Annotated in this window: 23 protein-coding genes and 1 rRNA gene; 6 read left to right on the plus strand and 18 right to left on the minus strand. The window is 71.6% G+C overall.

Annotated features, from left to right (window positions below; genetic code table 11):
- The first annotated feature begins 59 nt into the window (after positions 1 to 59).
- Positions 60 to 1400 (plus strand): DUF2637 domain-containing protein, encoded by a 1341-nt coding sequence (locus tag AC0ZLC_RS21560; RefSeq protein ID WP_476753578.1) that lies wholly within the window; start codon positions 60 to 62, stop codon positions 1398 to 1400.
- Positions 1401 to 1466: 66 nt separating this feature from the next.
- On the opposite strand, the gene lysS is transcribed toward AC0ZLC_RS21560, so the two are convergent.
- Positions 1467 to 3212: a lysine--tRNA ligase gene (gene lysS / locus AC0ZLC_RS21565; RefSeq protein WP_476753603.1), complete on the minus strand. Its 1746-nt coding sequence runs from the start codon at positions 3210 to 3212 to the stop codon at positions 1467 to 1469.
- 145 nt (positions 3213 to 3357) lie between these two features.
- Here lysS and argS point away from each other — a divergent pair, with 145 nt between their 5' ends.
- Positions 3358 to 5127 (plus strand): arginine--tRNA ligase, encoded by a 1770-nt coding sequence (argS, locus tag AC0ZLC_RS21570; RefSeq protein ID WP_476753579.1) that lies wholly within the window; start codon positions 3358 to 3360, stop codon positions 5125 to 5127.
- A gap of 126 nt (positions 5128 to 5253) precedes the next feature.
- Here argS and AC0ZLC_RS21575 read toward each other — a convergent pair whose 3' ends face one another.
- Positions 5254 to 6198: a hypothetical protein gene (locus AC0ZLC_RS21575; protein WP_476753580.1), complete on the minus strand. Its 945-nt coding sequence runs from the start codon at positions 6196 to 6198 to the stop codon at positions 5254 to 5256.
- 179 nt (positions 6199 to 6377) lie between these two features.
- Between AC0ZLC_RS21575 and AC0ZLC_RS21580 the strand changes: the two genes are divergently transcribed.
- The gene (locus tag AC0ZLC_RS21580; protein ID WP_476753581.1) at positions 6378 to 7262 is read left to right on the plus strand and encodes a DUF4253 domain-containing protein; all 885 of its coding nucleotides are present in this window, start codon (positions 6378 to 6380) and stop codon (positions 7260 to 7262) included.
- Between the two features lie 214 nt (positions 7263 to 7476).
- Here the strand turns inward: AC0ZLC_RS21580 and hemB are convergent, their stop codons facing one another.
- The 6 genes from hemB to AC0ZLC_RS21610 form a co-directional block, all read right to left on the minus strand.
- Positions 7477 to 8469, minus strand: coding sequence for a porphobilinogen synthase (hemB, locus tag AC0ZLC_RS21585; protein ID WP_476753582.1), 993 nt, complete (start codon positions 8467 to 8469; stop codon positions 7477 to 7479).
- 296 nt (positions 8470 to 8765) lie between these two features.
- Positions 8766 to 10511, minus strand: coding sequence for a bifunctional uroporphyrinogen-III C-methyltransferase/uroporphyrinogen-III synthase (locus AC0ZLC_RS21590; RefSeq protein ID WP_476753583.1), 1746 nt, complete (start codon positions 10509 to 10511; stop codon positions 8766 to 8768).
- Entirely contained in the window at positions 10508 to 11521 is a 1014-nt protein-coding gene (gene hemC, locus AC0ZLC_RS21595; protein ID WP_476753584.1) for a hydroxymethylbilane synthase, read from the minus strand. Before hemC ends, AC0ZLC_RS21590 begins: the two co-directional genes overlap by 4 nt.
- Complete coding sequence (locus AC0ZLC_RS21600; protein WP_476753585.1) at positions 11518 to 13221, minus strand: glutamyl-tRNA reductase; 1704 nt, start codon at positions 13219 to 13221, stop codon at positions 11518 to 11520. The genes hemC and AC0ZLC_RS21600 overlap by 4 nt, the downstream gene beginning before the upstream one ends.
- Complete coding sequence (locus AC0ZLC_RS21605) at positions 13218 to 13967, minus strand: redox-sensing transcriptional repressor Rex (protein ID WP_476753586.1); 750 nt, start codon at positions 13965 to 13967, stop codon at positions 13218 to 13220. The genes AC0ZLC_RS21600 and AC0ZLC_RS21605 overlap by 4 nt, the downstream gene beginning before the upstream one ends.
- A gap of 334 nt (positions 13968 to 14301) precedes the next feature.
- Entirely contained in the window at positions 14302 to 14613 is a 312-nt protein-coding gene (locus AC0ZLC_RS21610) for a glutaredoxin family protein (RefSeq protein WP_476753587.1), read from the minus strand.
- A 176-nt stretch (positions 14614 to 14789) separates the two neighbouring features.
- Between AC0ZLC_RS21610 and AC0ZLC_RS21615 the strand changes: the two genes are divergently transcribed.
- From AC0ZLC_RS21615 to AC0ZLC_RS21625, 3 genes are all read left to right on the plus strand, one after another.
- Positions 14790 to 15743, plus strand: coding sequence for an HAD family hydrolase (locus AC0ZLC_RS21615; protein WP_476753588.1), 954 nt, complete (start codon positions 14790 to 14792; stop codon positions 15741 to 15743).
- A 469-nt stretch (positions 15744 to 16212) separates the two neighbouring features.
- Positions 16213 to 16986 (plus strand): ECF subfamily RNA polymerase sigma factor, BldN family, encoded by a 774-nt coding sequence (locus AC0ZLC_RS21620; RefSeq protein WP_476753589.1) that lies wholly within the window; start codon positions 16213 to 16215, stop codon positions 16984 to 16986.
- 254 nt (positions 16987 to 17240) lie between these two features.
- Entirely contained in the window at positions 17241 to 18464 is a 1224-nt protein-coding gene (locus AC0ZLC_RS21625) for a DUF5667 domain-containing protein (protein WP_476753590.1), read from the plus strand.
- 55 nt (positions 18465 to 18519) lie between these two features.
- Here AC0ZLC_RS21625 and AC0ZLC_RS21630 read toward each other — a convergent pair whose 3' ends face one another.
- From AC0ZLC_RS21630 to rrf, 10 genes are all read right to left on the minus strand, one after another.
- Positions 18520 to 19569, minus strand: coding sequence for a lysophospholipid acyltransferase family protein (locus AC0ZLC_RS21630; RefSeq protein ID WP_476753591.1), 1050 nt, complete (start codon positions 19567 to 19569; stop codon positions 18520 to 18522).
- Between the two features lie 14 nt (positions 19570 to 19583).
- On the minus strand, positions 19584 to 20645 hold the full coding sequence (locus AC0ZLC_RS21635) for an NAD-dependent epimerase/dehydratase family protein (RefSeq protein ID WP_358855292.1): 1062 nt from the start codon (positions 20643 to 20645) through the stop codon (positions 19584 to 19586).
- A 305-nt stretch (positions 20646 to 20950) separates the two neighbouring features.
- Positions 20951 to 21049 carry a 30S ribosomal protein bS22 gene (locus tag AC0ZLC_RS21640; RefSeq protein ID WP_003948845.1) on the minus strand — a complete coding sequence of 33 codons (99 nt, stop codon included), beginning with the start codon at positions 21047 to 21049 and terminating at the stop codon, positions 20951 to 20953.
- Positions 21050 to 21211: 162 nt separating this feature from the next.
- Positions 21212 to 21424: a helix-turn-helix domain-containing protein gene (locus AC0ZLC_RS21645; protein ID WP_004984898.1), complete on the minus strand. Its 213-nt coding sequence runs from the start codon at positions 21422 to 21424 to the stop codon at positions 21212 to 21214.
- Between the two features lie 129 nt (positions 21425 to 21553).
- On the minus strand, positions 21554 to 22369 hold the full coding sequence (locus AC0ZLC_RS21650; protein ID WP_476753592.1) for a phosphatase: 816 nt from the start codon (positions 22367 to 22369) through the stop codon (positions 21554 to 21556).
- 121 nt (positions 22370 to 22490) lie between these two features.
- Positions 22491 to 23663, minus strand: a complete 1173-nt coding sequence (locus AC0ZLC_RS21655; protein WP_476753593.1) for an acetoin utilization protein AcuC — start codon at positions 23661 to 23663, stop codon at positions 22491 to 22493.
- Positions 23614 to 24843 carry an MFS transporter gene (locus tag AC0ZLC_RS21660; protein WP_476753594.1) on the minus strand — a complete coding sequence of 410 codons (1230 nt, stop codon included), beginning with the start codon at positions 24841 to 24843 and terminating at the stop codon, positions 23614 to 23616. Before AC0ZLC_RS21660 ends, AC0ZLC_RS21655 begins: the two co-directional genes overlap by 50 nt.
- 80 nt (positions 24844 to 24923) lie before the next feature.
- Complete coding sequence (locus AC0ZLC_RS21665) at positions 24924 to 25637, minus strand: VC0807 family protein (protein ID WP_476753595.1); 714 nt, start codon at positions 25635 to 25637, stop codon at positions 24924 to 24926.
- Positions 25638 to 25771: 134 nt separating this feature from the next.
- Positions 25772 to 26416 carry an HAD family hydrolase gene (locus AC0ZLC_RS21670; RefSeq protein ID WP_476753596.1) on the minus strand — a complete coding sequence of 215 codons (645 nt, stop codon included), beginning with the start codon at positions 26414 to 26416 and terminating at the stop codon, positions 25772 to 25774.
- Positions 26417 to 26514: 98 nt separating this feature from the next.
- Positions 26515 to 26585 (minus strand): 5S ribosomal RNA (rrf, locus tag AC0ZLC_RS21675); the annotation flags it as partial.

Here is a 26585-nt window from a genome sequence, read left to right on the forward strand (position 1 = left end):
CGCCGTACACATGTGCCACCCTGTTGCGCGCAACAACACGCAAGGGGAGGGGATCACGGGTGGCCGCGCCACTGCAGCTCACACGGATGCACCGCATTCTCATCGGCGTGGTCGTCGCCGGAGCGGTGGTCATCGCCGGAATCGGCTTCGCCGGTTCGTACGCGGCCGTCCGCGAGCTCGCCCTGCAGAAGGGCTTCGGGAACTTCAGCTACGTCTTCCCGGTCGGCATCGACGCGGGCATCTGTGTGCTGCTCGCCCTCGACCTGCTGCTGACCTGGATCCGCATCCCCTTCCCGCTGCTGCGCCAGACCGCGTGGCTGCTGACGGCGGCGACGATCGCGTTCAACGGCGCGGCGGCCTGGCCCGACCCGCTGGGCACCGGCATGCACGCGGTCATCCCGATCCTGTTCGTGGTGTCGGTGGAGGCGGCCCGGCACGCCATCGGCCGGATCGCGGACATCACCGCCGACAAGCACATGGAGGGCGTCCGGCTCACCCGCTGGCTGCTCTCCCCGCTGCCGACCTTCCTGCTGTGGCGCCGGATGAAGCTGTGGGAGCTGCGCTCCTACGAGCAGGTGATCAAGCTGGAGCAGGAACGTCTCGTCTACCAGGCCCGCCTGCGGTCCCGCTTCGGCCGGGGCTGGCGCCGCAAGGCCCCGGTGGAGTCGCTGATGCCGCTGCGCCTGGCGCGCTACGGCGTCCCGCTCGCCGAGACCGCGCCCGCCGGCCTCGCCGCCGCGGGCATCGAGCCCGTCCTGCTGCCCCCGGCCCCGCAGCGGCCGCAGCAGGACGCCCCGGCCGAGGTGGCCGCGGACCGGCCGGCGGTCGCCGCCCCCGCCCTGGGGCCTGCCGCGCCCGGGGACGGGCCGTACCGGCAGCCCGAGGGTGCCCGCGGGAACGGCGGCCGCCCGGACCGCGTACCGGAGCCGGAGCCGGAGGAGAGCCCCTGGTTCACCGCCCCCGCCCCCACGGAGGTCGTCTACGAGGGCGGATACGACCCCACGTACGTGCCCGAGGAGCAGTACGAGCAGTGGTACGAGGAGCAGCAGTCGCAGCAGTACGAGCCCGGTCCTGAGGAGACGGGCAGCTTCCCGATCCCGTCGGGCCCGGGCCGGACCCGGCAGCTGGGTGAGGGCGGCGGCCCGGACCCGGAGCAGCTGCCGATCCCCGCGCCGCGCGAGGGGCGTTCGCCGCTCACCGACGAGAAGTCCCGCGAGGAGGGCCTCTACCAGGTGTTCCGGCAGTCGATCAACGGCCAGGGGCTGCCCACCAAGGGCGAGTTCGGCAACAACGTCGAGGCCACGTACGGCGTGACCCTCACCGACAGCGAGCTGAAGCGCTACATGAACCGCTTCCAGAACCGTTTCAACGCGGAACTGGAGGAGGACCACATCGCGTAGCACCTGAATGACGAGAGAGGGGGGCGCCCGGTGATCACCGGGCGCCCCCTCTCGTCGTACGGGCGGTCAGGCCCCGAGCAGCTTGCGCACCCGGTCCTGGCCCACCGCGAGCAGCAGTGTGGGCAGGCGCGGCCCGGTGTCCCGGCCGACCAGCAGGTGGTACAGGAGGGCGAAGAAGGTGCGCTGGGCGACCTTGATCTCCGGCGGGAGCTCCCTCGGGGTGGCGTCGGCGGAGAAGCCGGCCCGGACCTTCGGGACGCCGTAGACCAGGTGGGTCAGGCCGTCCAGCGACCAGTGGCCGTCGAGGCCCTCCAGGAGCAGGCGCAGCGACTCGCGGCCCTCGTCGTCGAGGGAGGCGAGCAGCTCGGCGTCGGGCTCCTCGCGGACGACGGTGCGCTGCTCGGCGGGGACCTGGGTGTTGATCCACGCCTCGGCCCTGTCGAGCCGGGGCCTGACGACGTCCAGCGAGGTGAGCGGGTTGCCGGGGTCGAGTTCGCTCAGGATCCGCAGCGTCTGGTCCTCGGCGCCGGCGGTGATGTCGGCGACGGAGGCGAGGGTGCGGTACGGCAGCGGACGCGGGGTCTTCGGCAGCTCCCCGGCGGCGGTGCCGACGGCCCGGGTGTGGGCGGCGGCGTCCGCCGGGAGGGCGGTGCCGTCCGCGACCTTGGCGGCGAGCTTGTCCCACTCGTCGTAGAGCCGCTGGATCTCCTGGTCGAAGGCGATCTTGAAGGACTGGTTGGGCCGGCGGCGGGCGTAGAGCCAGCGCAGGAGCTGCGGTTCCATGATCTGGAGCGCGTCGGCCGGGGTCGGCACGCCGCCCTTGGAGGACGACATCTTCGCCATGCCGCTGATGCCGACGAACGCGTACATCGGGCCGATCGGCTGCTTGCCGCCGAAGATCCCGACGATCTGCCCGCCGACCTGGAAGCTCGACCCGGGCGAGGAGTGGTCGACGCCGCTGGGCTCGAAGACGACGCCCTCGTACGCCCACCGCATGGGCCAGTCGACCTTCCAGACCAGCTTGCCGCGGTGGAACTCGCTCAGCCGGACGGTCTCGGCGAAGCCGCAGGCCGAGCAGGTGTAGGCGAGTTCGGTGCTGTCGTCGTCGTAGGAGGTGACCGTCGTCAGGTCCTTCTCGCACTGCCCGCAGTAGGGCTTGTACGGGAAGTACCCGGCGGCGGAACCGCTGCCGTCGTCCTCGTCGGCCGCGCCGGAGCCCTCGGCGGCCTCCAGCTCGGCCTCGTCGACCGGCTTCTGCGACTGCTGCTTCTTCGGCGGGGCCTTCTTGGTGCGGTACTGCTCGAGGATCGCGTCGATGTCCCCGCGGTGCTTCATCGCGAACAGGACCTGGTCGCGGTAGACGCCCGAGGTGTACTGCTCGGTCTGGCTGATCCCGTCGTACTCCACGCCGAGCTCGGCGAGCGAGTCGGTCATCGCCGCCTTGAAGTGCGCGGCCCAGTTCGGGTGCGCGGAGCCGGCGGGCGCGGGTACGGAGGTGAGCGGCTTGCCGATGTGCTCGGCCCAGGACGCGTCGACGCCCGCGACGCCGGCCGGGACCTTGCGGTAACGGTCGTAGTCGTCCCAGGAGATCAGGTGGCGCACGGTGTACCCGCGGCGGCGGATCTCGTCGGCGACCAGGTGCGGGGTCATGACCTCGCGGAGGTTGCCGAGGTGGATCGGGCCGGAGGGGGAGAGTCCGGACGCGACGACCACTGGTTTGCCCGGGGCCCGACGCTCCGACTCGGCGACGACCTCATCCGCGTAACGGGAGACCCAGTCGGTGGTCTCGGTGCTCTGAGCCACGATCGGCACGTCCTTCTTTCTCATACGCCAGTACGGCTGACGCCACCATTCTCCCAGCTCGGGCCGGAACCGCGAAAACGGCTTTTCACCGCATGGGATACTGGGGCTTTCCGTCCTTGCACCTCCTGGAACCCGAGCAGAACGGCATCACTCCATGGCCTCGGTCACGTCCCTCACCGCTTCCGTCCACCAGCGCCTCGCGGACGCCCTCTCGGCAGCACTGCCGGAGGCGGGTTCCGCGGACCCGCTGCTGCGACGAAGCGACCGGGCCGACTTCCAGGCCAACGGGATCCTGGCGCTGGCGAAGAAGGCGAAGGCCAACCCGCGCGAGCTGGCGACGCAGGTCGTGGCGCGGGTCGAGTCCGGTGCCTTGATCAAGGACATCGAGGTCTCCGGGCCCGGCTTCCTGAACGTCACGGTCACCGACGCGGCGATCACCGGGAACCTCGCGGCCCGCGCCGCGGACACCGAGGGCCGCCTCGGCGTCCCGCGCGCCGAGCACCCGGGCACCACGGTCATCGACTACGCGCAGCCGAACGTGGCCAAGGAGATGCACGTAGGCCACCTGCGCTCCGCGGTGATCGGCGACGCGGTGGTGCAACTCCTGGAGTTCGCGGGCGAGTCGGTCGTACGGCGTCACCACATCGGCGACTGGGGCACCCAGTTCGGCATGCTCATCCAGTACCTGATCGAGCACCCGCACGAGCTGGACCACAAGGGCGGCGAGGTCTCCGGCGAGGAGGCCATGTCGAACCTGAACCGGCTGTACAAGGCCTCGCGGGCGCTGTTCGACTCCGACGAGGAGTTCAAGACGCGGGCCCGCCGCCGGGTGGTCGACCTCCAGGCGGGCGACGCCGAGACGCTGGCGCTGTGGCAGAAGTTCGTGGACGAGTCGAAGATCTACTTCTACTCGGTCTTCGAGAAGCTGGACATGGAGATCCGCGACCCGGACGTGGTCGGCGAGTCCGGTTACAACGACATGCTGGACGAGACGTGCCGCCTGCTGGAGGAGTCCGGTGTCGCCGTCCGCTCCGAGGGCGCCCTGTGCGTGTTCTTCGACGACGTCAAGGGCCCGGACGGCAACCCGGTCCCGCTGATCGTGCGCAAGTCCGACGGCGGTTACGGGTACGCGGCGACCGACCTCTCCGCGATCCGGGACCGCGTCTTCCGCCTGAAGGCCTCGACCCTGCTCTACGTGGTCGACGCCCGCCAGGCGCTGCACTTCAGGATGGTCTTCGAGACCGCGCGCCGGGCCGGCTGGCTGAACGACGACGTGGACGCCGTCCAGCTCGCCTTCGGCACGGTGCTCGGCAAGGACGGCAAGCCGTTCAAGACCCGTGAGGGCGAGACGGTCCGGCTGGTCGACCTGCTGGACGAGGCGATCGAGCGGGCGACGGCGGTCGTCCGCGAGAAGGACACGCAGGGGCAGCTGTCCGAGGAGGAGATCGCCGAGCGCGGCACCCAGGTCGGCATCGGCGCGGTGAAGTACGCGGACCTGTCGACGTCCGCGAACCGCGACTACAAGTTCGACCTGGACCAGATGGTCTCGCTGAACGGCGACACCAGCGTCTACCTCCAGTACGCGTACGCCCGGATCCAGTCGATCCTCCGCAAGGCGGGCGACGTCTCCCCGGCGGCGCACCCGGAGCTCGAACTGGCCCCGGCCGAGCGCGAGCTGGGCCTGCACGCGGACCGGTTCGCGGAGGCGGTCGCCGAGGCCGCCGCCGAGTACGCCCCGCACAAGCTGGCGGCGTACCTGTACCAACTGGCCTCGCTGTACACGACGTTCTACGACAAGTGCCCGGTCCTGAAGGCGGACAGCCCCGCCCGGGTCGAGAACCGCCTGTTCTACTGCGCCGTCACGGCCCGCACGCTCCACCAGGGCATGGCGCTCCTGGGCATCAGGACCCCCGAGCGTCTCTGACCGGCCCACGGGCCCGGCCACCGCACGGCGACGGCCCCGGCAGGACGGCCCCGGCCGTCCCACCGGGGCCGTCGGCCTGCCGGGCGTCGGCCTGCCGGGCGTCGGCCTGCCGGGCCCCGCCCCTTGTCAGGCGTAGTAGTGGATGGTCCCCCGCAGGGCGGGATCGCCGCCCTCGCAGTGCTGGACGAAGGTCGCCGCGAACGCCCGCACGGCGCCGTCGTCGCCGCGCGCGAGCCGGGTGACGGTGAACTCGCCCGCGGTGGCGTTGCAGCCGCGCCCGTTGCCCTGCACGTCGAGTCCGGCGACGCCTTCCCCGGCGGCGCGCTCCGCCCGGTAGGTGCGTCCCGCCTCCAGCTGTTCGCCGGCGGGCGGGGTGAGCAGCGCCGTGAAGTACTCCCGTCGGCCGGACACGTCGTACTGGACGCCGTCGCCCCACGCGCGCAGGCCGAAGGTGCTCGTGGCGCCGGTGTGCGTGAGGCTCGCGCCCCGGCCGATGCCGTCTCCGGGGTCGCTGGTGTAGGCGTAGGACAGCGGCAGGGCACGGTACTTGACGACGCCCTTGAGCGCCGGGGCGTCCGCACTTTCGCAGCGCTGGGTGTACGTCGCGTCCAGGACGGTGACCTCGCCCGACGCGTCCGTCTCGATCTGGTTGACCGAGAACTGCCCGTAGACCTCGTTGCAGCCGCGCCCGTCGCCGGACACGTCGAGGCCGGGAGCGCGGCCGGTGCGGGTCGCGGCCCGTTCGGCGTCGCGGTAGACACCGGGCCGCAGCTTCTCGCCGGTCGGCGCGGCGAGTTCGACGTCCCACCAGGTGCCGGCGGTGGACACGCGTACGCGTACCGACTCCGCGGTGCCCCGCGCGGTGATGGAGGCCGTCCTCGGCGTGAACGCGGCGCTGCCGCCCTGGCCGATGTAGTCACCGGCCTGGCTGGTGTGGCTGTACCTGGTCACGGGCGTCGGTGTGCCGACGGCCGCCCCGGCGGGTGCCGTCTGCGCCGTGACGAGCCAGACCGTCGCGGTCAGGGCGGTGGCCCCGCCGGTCCATACGCGTCGCCATCCTGTGCTGCGCACGGATGTCTCCCCCTCCGTGAGAACGGGCGTCCCCGCTGGACACCCGCTCCCCTGTTGTAACTCCCGCCACCGCCTTCCGGCTGCTGGAAACCGGCCAACTCCCCGCACCTTGTGCGGTGTTGAACGGTGATCCACCCGCTGCCGGGCCATTGTCAGTGGCTCCCCCTACAGTCACCGGCATGGCGACACTTCCGAATCCGCTGCCGAAGCTGAAGGTCGACCCGAGCGGTCGCGTGCTCGGGCTCGAACTCCCGCCCGGGACCCTGGTCGACGAGACGGTCGACGGTCCCTGGCACGAACCGCTTCTGTGGTGCGCCGACGGGCCGGCCGCCCCCGGCGACTGGCTGCGGCTGTCGGCCGCGCGGCGGACGGTCGGGCTGCACCCCGTGCTCATCGCCTCCGGGGAGAAGGACGAGGGCGGGCCCGCCGCCTGGGACCTGGGCCCGGCGAGGACGTCGTACGCGGGCGACCACGACGCGGAGGACGTGCTGGCGGACCTCTGGGAGGAGTACGCGGCCGACGAGCTCGCCGACGTCACGGACTACCCCGGCCAGGGCGGGGTGGAGGAGGTCTTCGGTCCCCCCGCGACCTACGACGAGACGGTCGCCCCCTTCGGCCCCCTGTGGCCCGGACTCGCGCCGGCCGGCCCGCTGGACGCCGATCCGGACGCCCGGGCCGGCGAGGTCGCCGACTCCCTCGCCGGCGGTGACTCGTGGCTGAAGGAGCCCCGGCCGGCACTGGTCCCCGCCCGCCGCAGCGCGGACCTCCCGGCGGCCATCGGCTGGTCGGGCGCGGTCAATCACGAGAACGACGTCGCGCGGCTCTCGGCGGTGCTGCGCTCGTGGGAGGACCGCTTCGGGATACGGGTGGTCGCGCTCGCCTCCGACCGGCTGGTCCTGTCCGTGGCGGCCCCGCCGGCCACCACGGCCGACGCCGAGGCGGTCGCCGCCGAGCACTTCGCCCTCTGCCCGGACAACATCACCCGCGGCGGTCACGAGACGCTGCGCGCGTACGCGGCGCACGAGGTGCTCGGCAAGCGGGTCTGGTCCTTCGGGTGGGACTGACGGGGACCGCCCGGGCCCGGGCGGTCCCCGCACCCCGTCGGGCCACCAGGCCCTCGGGCCGTCAACCCCGCAGGCCCCGCCCCAGCCTCCCCAGACCCTCGCCGATCTCCCCCGGGGCCTGCGTGACGAAGCAGAGTCGACGCGGGGCGGCGCCCCACGTTGCTGCCGCCGGACGACTCGCTCGGCTACCGAGCGACGGCCACCGGCCCGGCGGTCACCGCAGCTGCCGGGCGACCTCGGTCGCCCAGTACGTGAGGATGTTCCGGGCGCCGGCGCGCTTGATGCCGGTCAGGGCCTCCAGGATCGCCTTGTCGCGGTCGATCCAGCCCTTCTCCGCGGCGGCCTCGATCATCGCGTACTCGCCGGAGATCTGGTAGGCGGCCACGGGCACGTCGACGGCGTCCGCGACCCGGGCGAGGACGTCCAGGTAGGGGCCCGCCGGCTTGACCATCACCATGTCGGCCCCCTCCTCCAGGTCGAGGGCCAGCTCCCGCAGGGACTCCCGCAGATTGGCCGGGTCCTGCTGATACGTCTTCCGGTCGCCCTCCAGGGACGAGCCGACGGCCTCCCGGAAGGGACCGTAGAAGGCGGAGGAGTACTTGACGGTGTACGCGAGGACCGCGACGTCCTCCCGGCCGATCTGGTCGAGGGCGTCCCGGACGACCCCGATCTGACCGTCCATCATCCCGCTCGGCCCCACGACATGGGCACCGGCGTCGGCCTGGACCTGGGCCATCTCGGCGTAGCGCTCCAGGGTCGCGTCGTTGTCGACCCGCCCTTCCGCGTCCAGCACACCGCAGTGCCCGTGGTCGGTGAACTCGTCGAGACACAGGTCGGACATGACGAGCAGGTCGTCCCCGACCTCGGCCCGCACGTCGCGCAGGGCGACCTGGAGGATCCCGTCGGGGTCGGTCCCGGCCGTGCCCTGGGCGTCCTTCTTCCCGTCCTCCGGCACACCGAAGAGCATGATCCCCGAGACCCCGGCCTCCAGCGCCTCGACGGCCGCCTTCTTCAGGCTGTCGCGGGTGTGCTGCACGACCCCCGGCATCGCCTTGACCGGCACCGGCTCGCTCACGCCCTCCCGCACGAACGCGGGCAGGATGAAGTCGGCGGGGTGCAGGCGGGTCTCGGCGACCATGCGCCGCATGGCGGGCGTCGTACGCAGCCGCCGCGGCCGCGTACCGGGGAAGGATCCGTACTTGGTCATGGACCTACGCTACGCCCGCCCCCGGCATGCCCTTGCCGACACCGTGCCGGTACCCGGCCCGCGGCACGCCGGGCCGATCGGGAGCAGTCCGGGCACCCTCAGCGCAGTCCGTGCACCCTCACCGCAGGACCGGCGTGCCGCCCGGCACGAGGACGTCCGCCGGTACGGCCCGCGCCCACGACTAGGGAGCCGCAAAGGGGCGGCACCGGAGGATTCCGGTGCCGCCCCTTTGCGTAGGGCCGGCTCACGATCCGGTGCGTGACGGGCGATGTCGCCTCCCGCGCACCGGGGCGCTGTTACGTGGTGCGCCGCCGCCGCGACCCAGGCCGCCGCTCGCTGGGCCGCGTCACCGGGTCCCCGGCGTCCAGCGCGGCCGCCCGCCGCCGGAGCCCGAAGTCCGCCAGCGCCTCCGCCAGCTTGAGCACGGACGGCTCGGGAGCCATCACGTCGACCCGCAGCCCGTGCTCCTCCGCCGTCTTCGCGGTGGCCGGGCCGATGCAAGCGATCACGGTCACGTTGTGCGGCTTGCCGGCGATGCCGACCAGGTTCCGCACGGTCGACGACGAGGTGAACAGCACCGCGTCGAACCCGCCGCCCTTGATCGCCTCACGCGTCTCCGCCGGCGGCGGCGACGCCCGCACGGTCCGGTAGGCCGTGACGTCGTCGACCTCCCAGCCCAGCTCGATCAGCCCCGCGACCAGCGTCTCGGTGGCGATGTCGGCGCGCGGCAGGAACACCCGGTCGATCGGGTCGAAGACCGGGTCGTACGGCGGCCAGTCCTCCAGCAGCCCGGCCGCGGACTGCTCACCGCTCGGCACCAGGTCCGGCTTCACACCGAACGCGACGAGTGCCTTGGCGGTCTGCTCGCCCACCGCCGCGACCTTGATACCGGCGAAGGCGCGGGCGTCGAGCCCGTACTCCTCGAACTTCTCGCGCACGGCGCGCACCGCGTTCACCGAGGTGAAGGCGATCCACTCGTACCGCCCGGTCACCAGGCCCTTGACCGCGCGCTCCATCTGCTGGGGCGTGCGCGGCGGCTCGACGGCGATGGTGGGCACCTCGTGCGGCACCGCTCCGTACGAACGCAGCCGGTCGGAGAGCGACACCGCCTGCTCCTTCGTCCGCGGCACGAGCACCTTCCAGCCGAACAGCGGCTTGGACTCGAACCAGGACAACTGGTCGCGCTGGGCGGCGGCGGAACGCTCACCGACCACGGCTATGACCGGGCGTCCGCCGTCCGGCGACGGCAGCACCTTCGCCTGCTTCAGCGTCTGCGCGATCGTCCCGAGCGTCGCGGACCAGGTCCGCTGCCGGGTCGTCGTACCGGCGACCGTCACGCTCATCGGCGTATCGGGCTTGCGCCCCGCGGCGACCAGCTCGCTCGCGGCGGCGCCGACCGAGTCCAGCGTCGCCGACACCACGAGGGTCCCGTCCGACACCCCGACCTCGGTCCAGCAGCGGTCCGAAGCCGTACGCGCGTCGACGAACCGCACGTCCGCGCCCTGCGCGTCCCGCAGCGGCACACCGGCGTACGCGGGCACGCCCACGGCGGCGGCGACACCCGGCACGACCTCGAAGGGCACACCCGCGGCGACGCAGGCCAGCATCTCCTCGGCGGCGTACGCGTCGAGGCCGGGGTCTCCGGACACCGCGCGCACGACCCGCTTGCCGCCGCGTGCGGCCTCCATGACAAGATTGGCCGCACCCCTCGAAGCGGGGGCACCAGCGGTCGTTGACGAGCCGTCAACCACCGCCAGCCTAGGCGTGCCTGAGCCCGATCGGGCATCCGGGGACGCGCCTGCGGACGCGGCCACGGACACCCCCGAAGGCGCGCCGGCAGCGGCGTCCGTGTCCAGCACGGCGACGCCCTGCCTGGCGTGCGTGCGCACCACGTCGAGCACCTCGTGCTCGGCGACGAGTACGTCCGCGTTCGCCAGCGCCTCGACGGCGCGCAGGGTCAGCAGTCCCGGATCCCCGGGTCCGGCACCGAGGAAGGTGACGTGCCCGTGATCGAGTCCGGCGGAAAGGTTGGTGGGGCTCACAGTGCTCGCTCCCCCATCAGACCGGCCGCGCCCTTGGCGAGCATCTCGGCGGCGAGTTCACGGCCGAGTTCCATTGCCTGCTCGTATGTCCCGGGCACGGGACCGGTGGTGGACAGCTGCACCAGCGAGGAGCCGTCGGTCGTGCCGACGACGCCGCGCAGGCGCATCTCCTTGACAGTCTGCCCGTCGGCCAGCAGGTCGGCGAGCGCACCCACGGGTGCGCTGCAGCCGGCCTCCAGGGCGGCGAGCAGTGATCGCTCGGCGGTCACGGCGGCCCGCGTGAACGGGTCGTCGAGCTCGCCGAGCGCCGCGACGAGGTCCGCGTGGTCCGCGGCACACTCGATCGCGAGGGCCCCCTGGCCGGGGGCGGGCAAAACGGTGTCGACCGACAGGAACTCGGTCACTTCGTCGCTGCGGCCGATCCGGTTCAGGCCGGCGGCGGCCAGCACGACGGCGTCGAGCTCACCGTCGCGCACGAACCCGATCCGCGTGTCGACGTTGCCTCGGATGGCGACCGTCTCGATCGACATCCCGTGGCTGCGGGCGTACGCGTTCAGCTGCGCCATGCGGCGCGGTGAACCGGTGCCGACCCGCGAGCCGTCGGGCAGCCCGGCGAAGGTGAGCCCGTCGCGGGCGACGAGGACGTCGCGCGGATCCTCGCGCACCGGCACGGCGGCCAGGGCGAGGTCGTCGGGCTGTGCGGTCGGCAGGTCCTTGAGGGAGTGCACGGCGAAGTCGACCTCGCCGCGCAGCAGCGCCTCACGCAGCGCGGTCACGAAGACACCCGTGCCGCCGATCTGCGCGAGGTTCTCGCGGGACGTGTCGCCGTACGTGGTGATCTCCACGAGTTCGACGGCACGCCCGGTCACCCGGCTCACGGCCTCGGCCACCTGCCCGGACTGGGCCATGGCGAGCTTGCTGCGCCTGGTCCCGAGCCTCAGTGGCCCTGTTTCGTCTGCTCGCCCGGGGGACGGTGCGGCCGGCCCCTTCGGCTCACGCGGCTCACTCATGCTCGCCCTCGGTTCTCGGCGTTCTCGGTGCTGATGTCTTGGGAGGCCCGGGAGACGGCGGCGACCGTCTCCTGGTCCAGGTCGAAGAGGGTGCGCAGCGCGTCCGCGTACCCGGCGCCGCCGGGCTCGGCGGCCAGCTGCTTGACCCGTACGGTCGGCGCGTGCAGCAGCTTGTCGACCACCCGCCGTACGGTCTGGGTGATCTCCCCGCGCTGCTTGTCGTCGAGGTCCGGCAGCCGTCCGTCGAGCCGCGCGATCTCGTTCGCGACGACGTCGGCGGCCATGGTGCGCAGGGCGACGACGGTGGGGGTGATGTGGGCGGCCCGCTGGGCGGCGCCGAAGGCGGCCACCTCGTCGGACACGATCCGGCGCACCTGGTCCACGTCGGCGGCCATCGGCGCGTCCGCCGACGCCTCGGCGAGCGACTCGATGTCGACGAGCCGCACGCCGAGCAGCCGGTGCACGGCGGCGTCTATGTCGCGCGGCATCGCGAGGTCCAGCAGGGCGAGCACGGGCGCGGGCCGGGTGGCCTCGACCGGCTCGAGCCTGCGCCGCTCGGGCACCCGCCCGATGGTGGCGGCGGTGGCGGCCAGCGCGGTGATGAGTGCGGCCTCGGCCTCGGGTGTACGGCGGTTGTCGCGCCGCTCGCCGGGGGCGTTGTCCACCCAGGCCGCGTGCTGTTCCAGTGTGGCGGCGTCCAGACCGGCCACCGCGGCCTCCCCCATCACGGAGAAGGGGGTGGCGCCCTGCACGGCCGGCAGGTCGAGGGGGCAGCCCTCCTCGGTGCCCGCGCCGGCGGGTGCGAGGCCGCGCGCCGGCCCGGCGGGCGCGGCTTCGCGGAGTCCGGCGGGCGTGCCCGTGCGCCCTTCGACGGCGGTCGCGACCGTGTCCGCCGTCAGGACGAGTCCGGTCGCGCCGGTGCAGGAGACGGCGATGTCGGCACGTGTCAGCTCGCGCGGCACCGAGTCCATCGGTACCGCGCGGGCCAGCACGTCCGTGTCGTCGCCCTGCGCCAGGATCTGCGCGAGCCGCTCGGCGCGGTCCAGCGTGCGGTTGGCCACGACGACCTCGGCGACCCCGGCGCGCGCCAGCGTCGCCGCGGCCAGCGAGGACATGGAGCCCGCGCCGATCACCAGTGCCCGCTTGCCCTTGGCCCAGCTGTCGACGGCGGCGCCGGACGAGAGCTGCTCCAGGCCGAAGGTGACCAGGGACTGGCCCGCGCGGTCGATGCCGGTCTCGGAGTGGGCGCGCTTGCCGACCCTGAGGGCCTGCTGGAACAGGTCGTTCAGCAGCCGGCCCGCGGTGTGGAGTTCCTGCGCGGTGGCGAGGGAGTCCTTGATCTGACCGAGGATCTGGCCCTCGCCGACCACCATCGAGTCCAGGCCGCAGGCCACGGAGAAGAGGTGGTGGACGGCCCGGTCCTCGTAGTGCACGTACAGATAGGGGGTGAGCTCGTCGAGCCCGACCCCGCTGTGCCGGGCGAGCAGGGTGGACAGCTCGGCGACGCCTGCGTGGAACTTGTCCACGTCGGCGTACAGCTCGATGCGGTTGCAGGTGGCGAGCACCGCGGCCTCGGTGGCCGGCTCGGCGGCGAGGGTGTCCTGGAGCAGCTTGACCTGCGTGTCCGCGGGCAGCGTGGCCCGTTCCAGGACGCTGACCGGAGCGCTGCGGTGGCTCAGCCCGACGACGAGGAGACTCATGCCGGCATCACGGCGGGGAGATCCCCGTCCGGTCCCTTCTCGGTCTCCGTCGGGGCCGGGGCGACGGCCTCGGCCGCGGCTTCCTCGCCGGCCTTGCGCTGCTCGTGGAAGGCGAGGATCTGCAGCTCGATGGAGAGATCGACCTTGCGCACGTCGACGCCGTCCGGGACGGACAGGACGGTCGGCGCGAAGTTCAGGATGGAGGTGACTCCGGCGGCGACGAGGCGTTCGCAGACCTGCTGGGCCGCGCCCGCGGGCGTCGCGATCACGCCGATCGAGACACCGTTCTCGTCGATGATCTTCTCGAGCTCGTCCGTGTGCTGGACGGGGATGCCGGCGACCGGCTTGCCGGCCATCGCGGGGTCGGCGTCTATCAGCGCGGCGACCCGGAAGCCCCGGGAGGCGAACCCGCCGTAGTTGGCGAGCGCGGCGCCGAGGTTGCCGATCCCGACGATCACAACCGGCCAGTCCTGGGTCAGGCCCAGCTCGCGGGAGATCTGGTAGACGAGATACTCGACGTCGTACCCCACACCGCGGGTCCCGTAGGAGCCGAGGTAGGAGAAGTCCTTGCGCAGCTTCGCGGAGTTGACCCCCGCGGCGGCCGCGAGCTCCTCGGAGGAGACCGTGGGCACCGAGCGCTCCGACAGGGCGGTGAGGGCTCGGAGGTACAGCGGAAGGCGGGCGACGGTGGCCTCGGGAATCCCTCGGCTGCGGGTCGCCGGTCGGTGAGTTCGGCCAGTTGCCACGGTGCTCCTGCGGGTAGAGCGGGGCTGCAGGCGGCCACACGTTCCCGGACCGCCCCGTCTAAAGCAGGCTATGTCTTTGTGAACGCGTGCACAAAGATGGTGTCCGATTTGCCCGGCCAACGTGACCGGGGTCACGCGCCCCCGGCGCATGCGTACGGAACCGGCGCGCGCGCACCTTCGTTCCTCGCTGGATGGGGGCAAAGCCGTACACACTCCTTACGCGTCCCGCCCCCGAGATCTGAACCACCCTCGATCCTAAGCGACTTTCCGGACCACTTGGACTGATCAGTCAGTCACGCTCAGCGCAGCGGGACCCGCGGGAACCGGCCATCCCTCACGCGGTCAGGGCCTTGCGCAGACGCTGCTCGTCGACCCGCCAGAAGGTGTGCTGGGCACCGTCCACCAGCACGACCGGGATCTGCTCCCAGTACTGACGGTTCAGCTCCTCGTCCTGGGTGATGTCCTTCGCCTCCCAGGGGACCCCGGTCTCCGCGCAGACCTTCTCGACCACCACCTGTGCGTCATCACACAAATGGCACCCGGGCTTCCTGATGAGGGTGACCAAACGCTCGCGCGGCGCCTTCGTCATGTCCGTCTTCTCCTCACGGCGGTCACTGCGCCGGAACATGGGACTCATGCCGGCCATTCTCGCCCCGCCGCGGGCCGGACGCCCCCGACCAGGCCCCCGTACCCCCGCCCGCGCGAGGACGCGGCCGCGGCGCGCCGGAACGCCCTTCCCTTTCACGGCACGGTCGCGGAGAGTTCACAGCCCCGCATCCTCTCGACTCCGGAACGACCGAACAGACTGGCTATGCTCACGGCATGGCCGCTCTCGGATGGCTCACTCCCCGTAGGCGCTCCGCCACGGCGCGGAGCGTGTTGGCAGGCGAGGCCTCGGCGGAGGCAGCACGCAAAACCTCCCAGGAGCTGGGAGACCTCGCGGACCTCACGCACGGGGCCGCGCCCGACGGCGCCGTGGAGGAACCGGCGTTCCCGGTGCTCGGCGACGTGCGAGCCGCCGCCTTCTTCGACCTCGACAACACCGTCATGCAGGGCGCCGCGCTGTTCCACTTCGGCCGCGGGCTGTACAAGCGGAAGTTCTTCGAGACGCGCGACCTCGCCCGGTTCGCCTGGCAGCAGGCGTGGTTCAGGCTGGCCGGGGTCGAGGATCCCGAGCACATGCAGGACGCCCGCGACTCGGCCCTCTCGATCGTCAAGGGCCACCGCGTGGCCGAGCTGATGTCGATCGGCGAGGAGATCTACGACGAGTACATGGCCGAGCGGATCTGGCCGGGCACGCGGGCACTGGCCCAGGCGCACCTCGACGCCGGCCAGAAGGTGTGGCTGGTCACCGCCGCGCCCGTCGAGATCGCCACGGTGATCGCCCGCCGGCTCGGGCTGACCGGGGCGCTGGGTACCGTCGCGGAGTCCGTCGACGGCGTGTACACCGGCAAGCTGGTCGGTGAGCCGCTGCACGGACCGGCGAAGGCGGAGGCCGTCCGCGCGCTGGCGGCCGCGGAGGGGCTGGACCTCTCCCGTTGCGCCGCCTACAGCGACTCCCACAACGACATCCCCATGCTGTCCCTGGTGGGCCACCCCTACGCGATCAACCCGGACGCCAAGCTGCGCAAGCACGCCCGGTCCTTCGAGTGGCGGCTGCGGGACTACCGCACGGCACGCAAGGCCGCCAAGGTCGGCATTCCGGCGGCCGCCGGGGTCGGCGCTGTCGCGGGCGGCACGGTCGCGGCGATCGCCCTGAGCCGGCGCCGGCGCTAGGTCGGTGTCCGCAAAGCCCCGTCGTCCGCCCGGAGGGCGGGTTCCGGGCCGCTAGGCGGGACTTTGCGGAGACGACCTAGCGCGCCTCACCCCTCCCACCGGTACGGCCGCGTTGACGCCGCCGTACAGAAGTGCGCGCGAACACGGGTTCCGGGCGGGTGCGGGAAGGGGTAATCCCGCTGTTTACCCCGCAGCGTCCCCGCCAGTCCCGACGTACGCACACGAGCACAACATGCCCCGCACCCAGGCGGAAGTTGAACTCATTCGGTCAACAACTGATCAGTAATCGGTACTTGATCAGACGTCGATCAGTTAGAGAAGCGACGTAATCGATGATTTGAGCAACTGGGTGTAGTGCTGCCTGTACGAAGCGTTATTCTCCTCAAACGCATGACGGACGCCACCAGTCGCTACGACGGGTGAACGATCCGGCACTGCACGTGATGGAAGCTCTGCCTCTGGGAGTCCCGTGTACCCACACGTCGGGGTTGACGCCTCGGGCCTGGCTACGCTGCGCGCGACGGTCCTCGACCGCCTGCGCGGCTTCGTCCCCACCGCGTACGCCGTCCCCGCCCTCGCTGTCTCCGCCGCACCCGTCGGCCCGTGCTACGCACTGGCCGAGGGCAGCGCCGCGGTCGGCAGACGAGGCCGCTCGGCCGCCACGCCCACCGCGCGCCGCCCGGCCGCGGACAGTGACAGCGCCCGGATGATGGATCTCGTCGAGCGGGCCCAGGCCGGCGAGGCCGACGCCTTCGGACGCCTCTACGACCAGTACAGCGACACCGTGTACCGCTACATCTACTACCGCGTCGGGGCCAAGGCGACCGCGGAGGACCTCACGAGCGAGACCTTTCTGCGGGCACTGCGGCGCATCGGCACGTTCACCTGGCAGGGCCGCGACTTCGGCGCCTGGCTGGTCACCATCGCGCGCAATCTGGTCGCCGACCACTTCAAGTCGAGCCGCTTCCGGCTCGAAATCACGACCGGCGAGATGCTCGACGCGAACGAGGTCGAGCGCAGCCCCGAGGACTCCGTCCTGGAGTCGCTGTCCAACGCGGCACTGCTGGACGCCGTACGGCGGCTGAACCCCCAGCAGCAGGAGTGCGTGACCCTGCGTTTCCTTCAGGGCCTGTCGGTCGCGGAGACCGCGCGCGTGATGGGCAAGAACGAGGGCGCGATCAAGACCCTCCAGTACCGGGCCGTGCGCACCCTCGCACGGCTCCTCCCGGACGACGCCCGCTGACCCAAAAAGATCACACAGCGGCCCCACACGCTCAGCGACGGCCAACTCACTTTGTGCAAGAGTCCGTTGACTTCGCGGTCCGGTCATCCGTCGTCCGTAACCCAAGTGCCGCGACGCTCGTTGTGCGGGATACAGGCTCCCTGTGGTCACACCCTGACCTCCGCCGATCACCCGATCGTGTCGGTGCGCTCAGGGCGTGCCACCCTCAGGACCCCCTGGGGAGCCGACCGTCATGACGAGAGGAGGTGCCGCCAGTGATCGCGAACGTATCGGCGCACCGGCGGGCGAACGCCTTCGCCCAGGCCCTGGAGGAGCAGTCCGACCGGGGCACGGCGGCCGAGCAGCCAGATGGATCGGCACCGCCCCCGGCTGCTGCGGAACAGACCGAGCAGGGCCTCATGCTGGCCCTCGCGACGGGTCTCGGCGAGCTGCCCAAACCCGTACTGGACCCTGAGGTCAAGGTCGTCCAGCGGGCTCAGCTCGTGGCCGCGATGGAGGCCATGCTGCTGGACGGCACGGCTCCGCTGGGCGAAGCGAGGGATTCTTCGGTACCCGAGCAGCGCTCCCACCGCAGGGGCGCCCATCGGGCCACCGGCCTAGGGAAGCTGCGACCGCGGTCCCGGCTGTCCAAGGGCCTTGCCGCGGGCGGGCTCACCGTCGGTGTGGCCGCCGGAGCGTTCGGCGGTGTCGCCGCCGCCAGCTCCGACGCCCTGCCCGGAGACTCGCTCTACGGGCTCAAGCGCGGGATGGAGGACATCAAGCTGGGGCTGGCCGACGACACCGGCGACCGCGGACAGATCTACCTCGACCACGCCTCCACGAGGCTGAACGAGGCCCGCCGGCTGATGGAGCGGGGCCGCTCCGGCCCGCTCGACCACGAGTCACTGGGCGAGATCCGCCGGGCCCTGTCCCTCATGCGGCACGACGCGTCCGAAGGGCACCGCCTGCTGCACGAGGAGTACGAGCGGGACGGCTCACTGGCCCCCATCCAGGCCCTGTCCGCCTTCTCCCAGACGCATCGTGAGGCCTGGGGCGCGCTGCGCGACCGGCTGCCCGTGCAGCTCGGCGACGTCAGCGACCAGGTGTCGTCGGTCTTCGACGCCATGGACGAAGAGGTCGAGCCGCTGCGCGCGCTGCTGCCGCAACCGCCCGCGAAGCACCGACCGGACAGGCGGACCCCCGACGAGACCTCCACGGACTCGTCGGACACGGGCCGTCCGGCGCCCGGCGCCACCGGCGGTTCCGCCGACAGCCGCCACTCCAGCGGCGGCAAGCCCAAGCCGTCCACGTCGGACAGCGAGGGCGAGGGCCTGCTCGGAGGCGACACGGGTGGTCTGCTCGACCCGCCCGAGGAGGACACCAGCTCGTCCCCCTCGGCCGGCCGGACCGGCCCGGCCGCCGAACCGGACGTCACGCTGCCCCCGCTCCTCCCGGGTCTCCTCCCGGGACTGGGCATCGACAGCGAGGACGACAGGTAACGCGCGTACGGCGAGGGGGCCCCTGTTCACCGGGGGTGTCCCCTCGCCGTATGCGTCAGAAGAACACCGACCGCCGCTGCACCAGCAACTTGTACAGGGTGTGCTGGATCTGTTCCCTGACCTGGTCGGTCAGGTTGAACATCAGCATGGGGTCCTCGGCCGCCTCGGGCGGATAGCCGTCCGTGCGGATCGGCTCGCCGAACTGGATCGTCCACTTGGTCGGCAGCGGTACCGCACCGAGCGGTCCGAGCCAGGGGAAGGTGGGCGTGATCGGGAAGTACGGGAAGCCCAGCACCCGGGCGAGCGTCTTCGCGTTGCCGATCATCGGGTAGATCTCCTCCGCCCCGACGATCGAGCACGGGATGATCGGGGTGCCCTGCCGCAGCGCGGTGGAGACGAAGCCGCCCCGGCCGAAGCGCTGGAGCTTGTACCGCTCGCTGAAGGGCTTGCCGATGCCCTTGAAGCCCTCGGGCATCACCCCGACCAGTTCGCCGCGCGCCAGCAGCCGCTCGGCGTCCTCGGCGCAGGCGAGGGTGTGACCGGCCTTGCGGGCCAGCTCGTTGACGACCGGCAGCATGAAGACCAGGTCGGCCGCGAGCAGCCGCAGATGACGGCCCGTGGGGTGGTTGTCGTGGACGGCGACCTGCATCATCAGGCCGTCCAGCGGCAGCGTCCCGGAGTGGTTGGCGACGATCAGCGCCCCGCCCTCGGACGGGATGTTCTCGATGCCCTTCACGTCGACCCGGAAGTACTTCTCGTAGACCGGGCGGATCAGGGACATCAGGACCTGGTCGGTGAGTTCGGCGTCGTAACCGAAGTCGTCGACCTCGTAGTCGCCGGTCAGCCGACGGCGCAGGAAGGCGAGGCCGCCGGCGATCCGCCGCTCCAGACCACCGCCCGGTGCCTGCTCCGGCGCCTGCGGGCTCTCTCGCGTCACGGGATCATCATCCCGCGCGGGCGCCGGGCCGGGCAGGGGCTGGACCTCGTGGACCGCCGAGGGCTCGCCCCTGTGCCTGCTCCCGGCACCCCTGCGGCGCGGCGGGCGCTGCACAGCGCCGCCGCGTGACCGGTCGTCGTCGAACGGAATGACCTTGGCGTCCGCCATCGTTGATGCGCTCCTCAGTTGGCGCTCTGCGTCGGGGATGAGCCGCCGCCCAGGGCGGGCAGCGCGGCGATCCGGTCGACGGCCCCCGCGAGGGCCTCCGGAGGCAGGAGTCCGGGCCCCCGGCTCCGTGCGAAGTCCGCGAAGGTCTCCGCCGTCGTGTACTTCGGCCGGTACCCGAGGGTGTCGCGCATCTGGTCCGTCTCCACGACCCGTCCGTGTGTGAGCAGCCGCAGTTGCTCCGGCGAGAAGTCCGTCACGCCCAGCGTACGCAGCGCCGTCCCCACCCAGCTGACCGCGGGCATCAGCAGCGGCACGGTGGGCCGGCCGAGGCGCCGCGCGCACTGCGAGAGCAGCAGGACGCCGTCCCCGGCGATGTTGAACGTGCCGCTGTTGAGCGTCCCGCGCTCGGCCTCGTGCGAGGCCAGGCGCAGCACCTCGATCACGTCGTCCTCGTGCACGAACTGCAGCCGCGGATCGTAGCCGAGGACGGTGGGCAGCACGGGCAGCGAGAAGTACGAGGCGAGCGGTGAGTCCGCGCTCGGGCCCAGGATGTTGGCGAACCGCAGGACGCACACGGCGACGTCGGGCCGGCGGCGTGCGAAGCCCCTTACGTAGCCCTCGACCTCGACGGTGTCCTTGGCGAAGCCGCCGCTCGGCAGTGACTTGGGCGTGGTCGTCTCGGTGAAGACGGCCGGATCGCGCGGCGCGGACCCGTACACGTTCGTACTGGACTTCACGGCGAGACGCTTGACGGTCGGGGACTTCTGGCAGGCACCGAGCAGCTGCATGGTGCCGATGACGTTGGTCTCCTTGACCGAGGTCCGGCTGCCGCTGCCCAGCGGGGTGCCGGTCACGTCCAGGTGGACGACCGTGTCGACGGAGTGCTCCGCGAGCAGGCGTGCGATCGAGGGCTGCTGTATGTCCGCCTGGACGAAGTCGGCGCCTCCCAGGTGGTGCTCGGGCGGGATCGCGTCCACGGCGATCACCCGCTCGACCTCCGGGTCGCGCTGGATCCGCCGGACGAACCGGCCCCCCAGCTGACGGGCCACTCCGGTCACGAGCACGACCTTCCCCAAGATCAGCGCCTTCCTTCCCGCCTCGTCCCGCACCGGGTACGGCTGCTCGTACCCTGCCGGGTTCGTCGCCGTGTGCCGCCAACCTAGCGGGTCGGTGTCGCGCTGTGATGACCGCCCGATGCGTCACGTCACGACAGCCCCGCACGTGCGACCGGACCCAGCCATTTGCCGCACAGGGTCCCGTCCACGGCCCGGACGTCCGGACATGACTGTGGCCCCCCACCTGACGGTGGGGGGCCACAGAGCGCGCTGTTGCAGCGGTCGCGCAACCGTAAGGACGATCCCCCGCGTATGCGGGGACGGCCTTACTTCTTGTTGCGACGCTGAACGCGAGTGCGCTTGAGCAGCTTGCGGTGCTTCTTCTTGGCCATCCGCTTGCGCCGCTTCTTGATAACAGAGCCCACGACTACCCTCGCTCACTTCTCTTCACTCGGTGCTGGGCGCCGGGGCCCACACGACCTACGAGGGGCTAGCCTACCCGTCCGAGCGCTGAGGTCGTAATCGAGGTCACCCGGGGCTCCCCGGAGGGGCCGCGAGGGCCCCCCGGGGAACCCGCGGGGCCGCCGTCAGGCGGTCTCCACCCCCACGTAACTCTCGCGGAGGTACTCATGAACCGCTTGCTCCGGCACCCGGAAGGACCTCCCCACCCGGATCGCCGGCAGATGACCGCTGTGCACCAGTCGGTACACGGTCATCTTCGACACTCGCATCACCGAGGCGACTTCCGCCACGGTCAGGAACTGAACCTCGTTCAGAGGCCTCTCGCCAGCTGCAGCCATGACACACCTGAACCTTCCGCACTCGACGGCCACCGGCTTCCCCTTCCGGTGACACTTCGTCGTTGCGTGCTCACTCCCCAGAGTAGGGGCGGGTGATGCGAGTGGGGAAGAGGAGCTGCCATCGGCGGCCTACTGTGACAGACACGCTCGATTGAGTACATAGCGAGTAAGCGGTCGGTAGTAAGGAGACCGCACAGCGTCATCGAGGGGGACGGCGACGGACACCCGCCCCTCCGCCTCCCCGACGAACAGCGCGGGATCGTTCGTATCCGCCAGCCCGATGGCCTCGAACCCCAGCTGACCTGCCCCGCAGACCCATCCGTGGTCGCCGACGACCAGTTCGGGAAGCGGGCCCCCGGCCTCCGCCGCGGCCGCCAGCACGGTCCGGACCGGCAGCGGTGAGTGCGTGTGCGCGCCGGTCGTGCGCCCGGGGGCCTGCGGCCCGGGTTCCCGCACCAGCGCGACTCCTCGTACGTAGTCCACGTGGTACGTGCGTAGGCCGAACCGGGTCGTTATGTCGACAGAGCTACCCTGCGCCGGGGTGAGGACAGTACATCCCGCCGCCGACATGGCGTCCGCCAACGCGGCGTAGAAATCCATCAGCCGGTGCGGGTGTCCGGTGCCGAACAGCACCGGTGCCCGGCGCTCGGCGACCCTCCCGAGCCGCTCGGCGAACGCCTGCAGCGCGGTCAGAGTCCGCTCCGGGTCGATCACATCATGCCCTGAGGTGTCTCCGGGATCGGCCGATACCCCGCACTTGTCGGCCATCAGCCCGATCAACTCCCGCTGCCCCCAGATCCCCTCGGGATCGAGCCCGATCATCACGCGGGGGTCGCGGGCCGCGAAGAGCCGATAGCTGCGCAGGCTCTCCTCGCGCGAGGTGGCGACGGGCCCGGCCAGCCGGGCGGCCAGCAGATGCGCACGCAATGCTCCGGTGCTCAACACGCCAGCGATGCTGACGCATCACGGCCCACCACACCCCGAAAACCCCGGAAACACCGCACAGTCGGCGTAACAGCCCGACCGGTGAGACGCCGGCCCGGGGGAAACCCGTTCCGTCGCCCGTCTAGGCGAGCAGCCCCCGCAGGGGGAAAACGGCCCGCCTTGCGGCCAGCACGGCCTGGTCCAGCCGGTCGGCCGGGTCGTACCCCGCCTCCCACTCCCGCCAGCCCACCGGCCACCGCCCGTCAGTCATCCGCATCGGCCCCAACTGCCGCGTGCGGGCGAACACTTCCTGCCGCCAGCTCTCGGGAATCACCGACTCGGGTGCCACCGGCCGCCCCGCCGCCACCCCCACCAGATGCGTCCAGGACCGCGGCACCACGTCGACCACCGCGTAGCCCCCGCCCCCGAGCGCGACCCATCGCCCGTCGGCGTGCTCGTGCGCCAGTTCGTGACAGGCGACCTGCACGGCCAACTGCGCGTCGAGCGACACCGCGAGATGCGCCAGCGGATCCTCGAAGTGGGTGTCGGCACCGTGCTGGGTGACGATCACCTGCGGCCGGAAGTCGGCGAGCAGCTCCGGCACCACGGAGTGGAAGGCCCGCAGCCACCCCGCGTCCCCGGTCCCCGCGGGCAGTGCCACGTTCACGGCGGAGCCCTCCGCACAGTCCGCGCCGGTCTCCTCCGGCCACCCGGTCTGCGGGAACAGCGTCCGCGGATGCTCGTGCAGCGAGATCGTCAGAACCCGCGGATCCTCCCAGAAGGCCGCCTGGACCCCGTCGCCGTGATGGACGTCCACGTCGATGTAGGCGACCCGCTCGGCACCCAGTTCCAGCAGGCGGGCGATGGCGAGCGACGCGTCGTTGTAGATGCAGAACCCCGACGCACCGCCCGGCATGGCGTGGTGCAGCCCGCCCGCGAAGTTCACCGCGTGCAGCGCGTCCCCGCGCCACACCGCCTCCGCCGCTCCCACGGACTGCCCCGCGATGAGCGCGGACACCTCGTGCATCCCGGCGAACGCGGGATCGTCCGCCGTCCCGAGGCCGTACGACGCGTCCGCCGCCGCGGGGTTCCCGGACGCGGCCCTGACCGCCTCCACGTAGTCCTCGCGATGGACGAGCCGCAGCGTCGACTCCCCGGCCGGCTTCGCGGCGACCACCTCGATCTCCCGGTCGAGCCCGAAGGCGCCGACCAGCGACCGGGTCAGCGTCAGCCGGACCGGATCCATCGGGTGGTCCGGGCCGAAGTCATAGCCCGTTACTGCCTCGTCCCACATCAGCTGTGCGCGGCCGCTCATGCCCGTCACCGTATCGGTCCGGTTCAGCGGTGAACGAGCTGGCATACCTCAGCGTCAGCAGAACCAGCACCATCGGTACGAGCATGGCTCCCCGGTAGTTCCACGCGTCCCCCAGCGCCCCCACCAGGGGGGAACCGATCAGGAACCCCACGTAGTTGAAGATGTTGAGCCGTGCGATCGCCGTGTCGGACGCGCCGGGGAAGAGCCGCCCCGCCGCCGCGAAGGTCTGCGGCACGATCACGCACAGCCCGAGCCCCAGCAGCGTGAACCCCACCATCCCGGCCCACGGCCCCGGCGCCACCGCCACCACCCCGAACCCGAGCGCCGCCACCACCGCACCGAGCCGTACGACGGCCGCGGCCCCGAACCGCCGCACCCCGACGTCCCCGATCGTCCGCCCCAGCAGGGTGGTGACCATGTAGACGTTGTACGGAACGGTCGCCAGCTGCTCGGAACTGCCCAGCACGTCCTGGAGGTACTTCGCACTCCAGTTGGAGACCGTCGAGTCCCCGATGTAGGCGAAGGTCATCACCAGACACAGCGGCAGCAGCAGCTTGAAGACGACGGGACCGGCCTCCGCCGGGGCGCCGCCCGCACCCTCCTGCGTCCGCTGCTTCCCGGGGGCACCCCCGTCGACGTACCACCGGCTGCCCACCAGGGCCGCCGGCAGCAGCGCCGCCACCGGCAGGTACGACACGAACAGCGACAGATGCCAGTGCGCTCCCGCCCACGCGAGGGAGGCGCCGACGATCCCGCCCAGGCTGTACGCGGCATGGAAGCCCAGCATGATGCTGCGCCCGTAGGTTCGTTGCAGGCTCACGCCGAGCATGTTCATCGAGGCGTCGAGTGCACCGACCGCGAGCCCGAAGACCCCCAGCGCGACGGCGACCTGGGCGATCCGGTCGCCCGCCCCGACACCCAGCAGGGCCAGCAGCACGACCGGCTGGGACCACCTCAGCACGCGGCTGGGCGGCACCCGCTTGACCAGCTGCTCGGTGCAGACGCTGCCGACCCCGGCGAGGATCGGCACGGCGGCGAGGAAGACGGGCAGCAGGCCGTCGGATATCCCGTACCGGTCCTGGATCGCCGGGATGCGTGTCACCAGCAGCGCGAAGGCGACGCCCTGGGCGAGGAAAGCGAACGCCAGCGAGGCCCTGCCGCGCCGCAGCACATCTGTCATGGCGGCGAGCGTAGGGCCCCGGCCTACCCGTGGGTAGATCAAGCAGAAGATGAATTCTGTTCAGCTCTTGGTGCGCACGGTCACTTCGTGTCCGTCCCGGCGCACAGCTCCTCCTTCAGCATCATCTTCATCGGGACGACCGCGAGCGCGCCGCTGACGAGGAACCCCAGCGCCATGGAACCGATCATGATGACGGTGCCGAGCCAGACCATGGTGTCGACCGGCAGCGTGTAGGCACCCACCACGCGGACCACGCACTCGCCGAGCAACGTCACGCCCCAGACGACGGAGAACGTGCGCTCGGCCCGGCGGAATCGCTCCGACCCGCTGATCAGCCGGTCCCACGCGGCGGACTTCGCCGTGTCCCCCTTGATGACGAACGGTGCCATGGCCGCGGTCATCATGGGCTTCCCGAGCAGCACGGAGACCAGGACGCCGATGCCGACGACACTGCTGATCGCGCTGTCCTTGGCCAGCATCAGCCGAGGGTCACCGGCCACCGACCCGAGCACCAGCCCGGCGACGTTGACGACCAGGATCAGCGCGGCGAGACCGTTCAGGCTCCGGTCCCGCACCGCGCTCCACAGGGTCCGCACCGCCGGCAGCACACTGCTCCAGCCGAGCGCGGCCACCGTGCTCAGTCCGAGCCCGTCCTTGAGGAGGTAGAACGACGCGAGAGGCACCGCCACGTCCACGATCAGCGGCAGAAAGCTGCGCGCCGAGCCCCGGTCCTTCACCGCGGGCGTCGCGGCGACAGGCGCTTCGGTGCGGCTCGCGGTGGCAGTGAGGCTCATGATCGGATCCCTCCGTAGGCACTGTGTACGTCCCGTTCTCGACGTACACAGCTTGGCGCCCCGACCCGGGCCGGCAGTAGGAACGATCGTCCGGATCCGGGGATGACAAATGTCAGCGCCGGAGGGTGACACCGTCAGGCGAGCAGGCCCGCCAACTCGCCCATGTCGGCGAAGAGTCCGGTCGCACCGGTCAGCCTCTCGGCGGGCGTCATCGCGGTGAACCCGTACACGTCCATGCCGGCCGCGTTCGCCGCCCGTACCCCGAGCGGGCTGTCCTCGACGACGGCACACCTGGCCGCCGGCACGCCCATGCGCTCGGCCGCGTACAGGAAGAGGTCGGGCGCCGGTTTGCCCCGTCCGACGTCCTGCGAACTGAAGAGCCGCCCGTCGTCGAACCACCGGTCGAGCCCGGTCTTGCGGTGCCCCACCCGAATCCGCTCATGGGTCCCGGAGGAGGCGACGCAGTGCGGCACCCCGTCCGCGGCCAGCTTCTCCAGCACCTGCACGGCCCCGGCGACGGGCTGCAACTCCCGCTCGAAGGCCGCGAACACCCGCGCGTGGAAGACGTCGTCGAAGTCCGCGGGGAGCTGCTGCCCGGTCCGCTCCGCCACGAGGTCGTGGACGCGGTGCATCGCGGCGCCCATGTAGTCGCGCAGGGAGTCCTCGTACGAGGTGGGGTGCCCCAGCTCGGTGAGGTACGCGGCCAGGAGCTTGTTGGAGATCGGCTCGCTGTCCACGAGGACGCCGTCGTTGTCGAAGATGACCAGGTCGTAGCGCATGGGGTCGACAATAAACGACCCCGGAAAACCCGAAAGGCGCCGGAAACGCAGAAAACCCCCGTACCGGTATCCCGGTACGGGGGTTTTCTCCAAAAGTTGTTCGGCGGCGTCCTACTCTCCCACAGGGTCCCCCCTGCAGTACCATCGGCGCTGTAAGGCTTAGCTTCCG

The sequence above is a fragment of the Streptomyces sp. GLSS-08 genome (genome assembly GCF_056387915.1).

What these genes read in the sequence shown, in the direction of transcription:
- AC0ZLC_RS21580 (WP_476753581.1), top strand. Translation starts at nt 6,378, where the DNA reads ATGGCGACACTTCCGAATCCGCTGCCGAAGCTGAAGGTCGACCCGAGC.
- AC0ZLC_RS21630 (WP_476753591.1), bottom strand. Translation starts at nt 19,569, where the DNA reads ATGGCGGACGCCAAGGTCATTCCGTTCGACGACGACCGGTCACGCGGC.
- AC0ZLC_RS21615 (WP_476753588.1), top strand. Translation starts at nt 14,790, where the DNA reads ATGGCCGCTCTCGGATGGCTCACTCCCCGTAGGCGCTCCGCCACGGCG.
- AC0ZLC_RS21670 (WP_476753596.1), bottom strand. Translation starts at nt 26,416, where the DNA reads ATGCGCTACGACCTGGTCATCTTCGACAACGACGGCGTCCTCGTGGAC.
- AC0ZLC_RS21660 (WP_476753594.1), bottom strand. Translation starts at nt 24,843, where the DNA reads ATGACAGATGTGCTGCGGCGCGGCAGGGCCTCGCTGGCGTTCGCTTTC.
- AC0ZLC_RS21610 (WP_476753587.1), bottom strand. Translation starts at nt 14,613, where the DNA reads ATGGCCGGCATGAGTCCCATGTTCCGGCGCAGTGACCGCCGTGAGGAG.
- hemB (WP_476753582.1), bottom strand. Translation starts at nt 8,469, where the DNA reads ATGACCAAGTACGGATCCTTCCCCGGTACGCGGCCGCGGCGGCTGCGT.
- AC0ZLC_RS21600 (WP_476753585.1), bottom strand. Translation starts at nt 13,221, where the DNA reads ATGAGTCTCCTCGTCGTCGGGCTGAGCCACCGCAGCGCTCCGGTCAGC.
- AC0ZLC_RS21665 (WP_476753595.1), bottom strand. Translation starts at nt 25,637, where the DNA reads ATGAGCCTCACTGCCACCGCGAGCCGCACCGAAGCGCCTGTCGCCGCG.
- AC0ZLC_RS21645 (WP_004984898.1), bottom strand. Translation starts at nt 21,424, where the DNA reads ATGGCTGCAGCTGGCGAGAGGCCTCTGAACGAGGTTCAGTTCCTGACC.
- hemC (WP_476753584.1), bottom strand. Translation starts at nt 11,521, where the DNA reads ATGAGTGAGCCGCGTGAGCCGAAGGGGCCGGCCGCACCGTCCCCCGGG.
- argS (WP_476753579.1), top strand. Translation starts at nt 3,358, where the DNA reads ATGGCCTCGGTCACGTCCCTCACCGCTTCCGTCCACCAGCGCCTCGCG.
- AC0ZLC_RS21655 (WP_476753593.1), bottom strand. Translation starts at nt 23,663, where the DNA reads ATGAGCGGCCGCGCACAGCTGATGTGGGACGAGGCAGTAACGGGCTAT.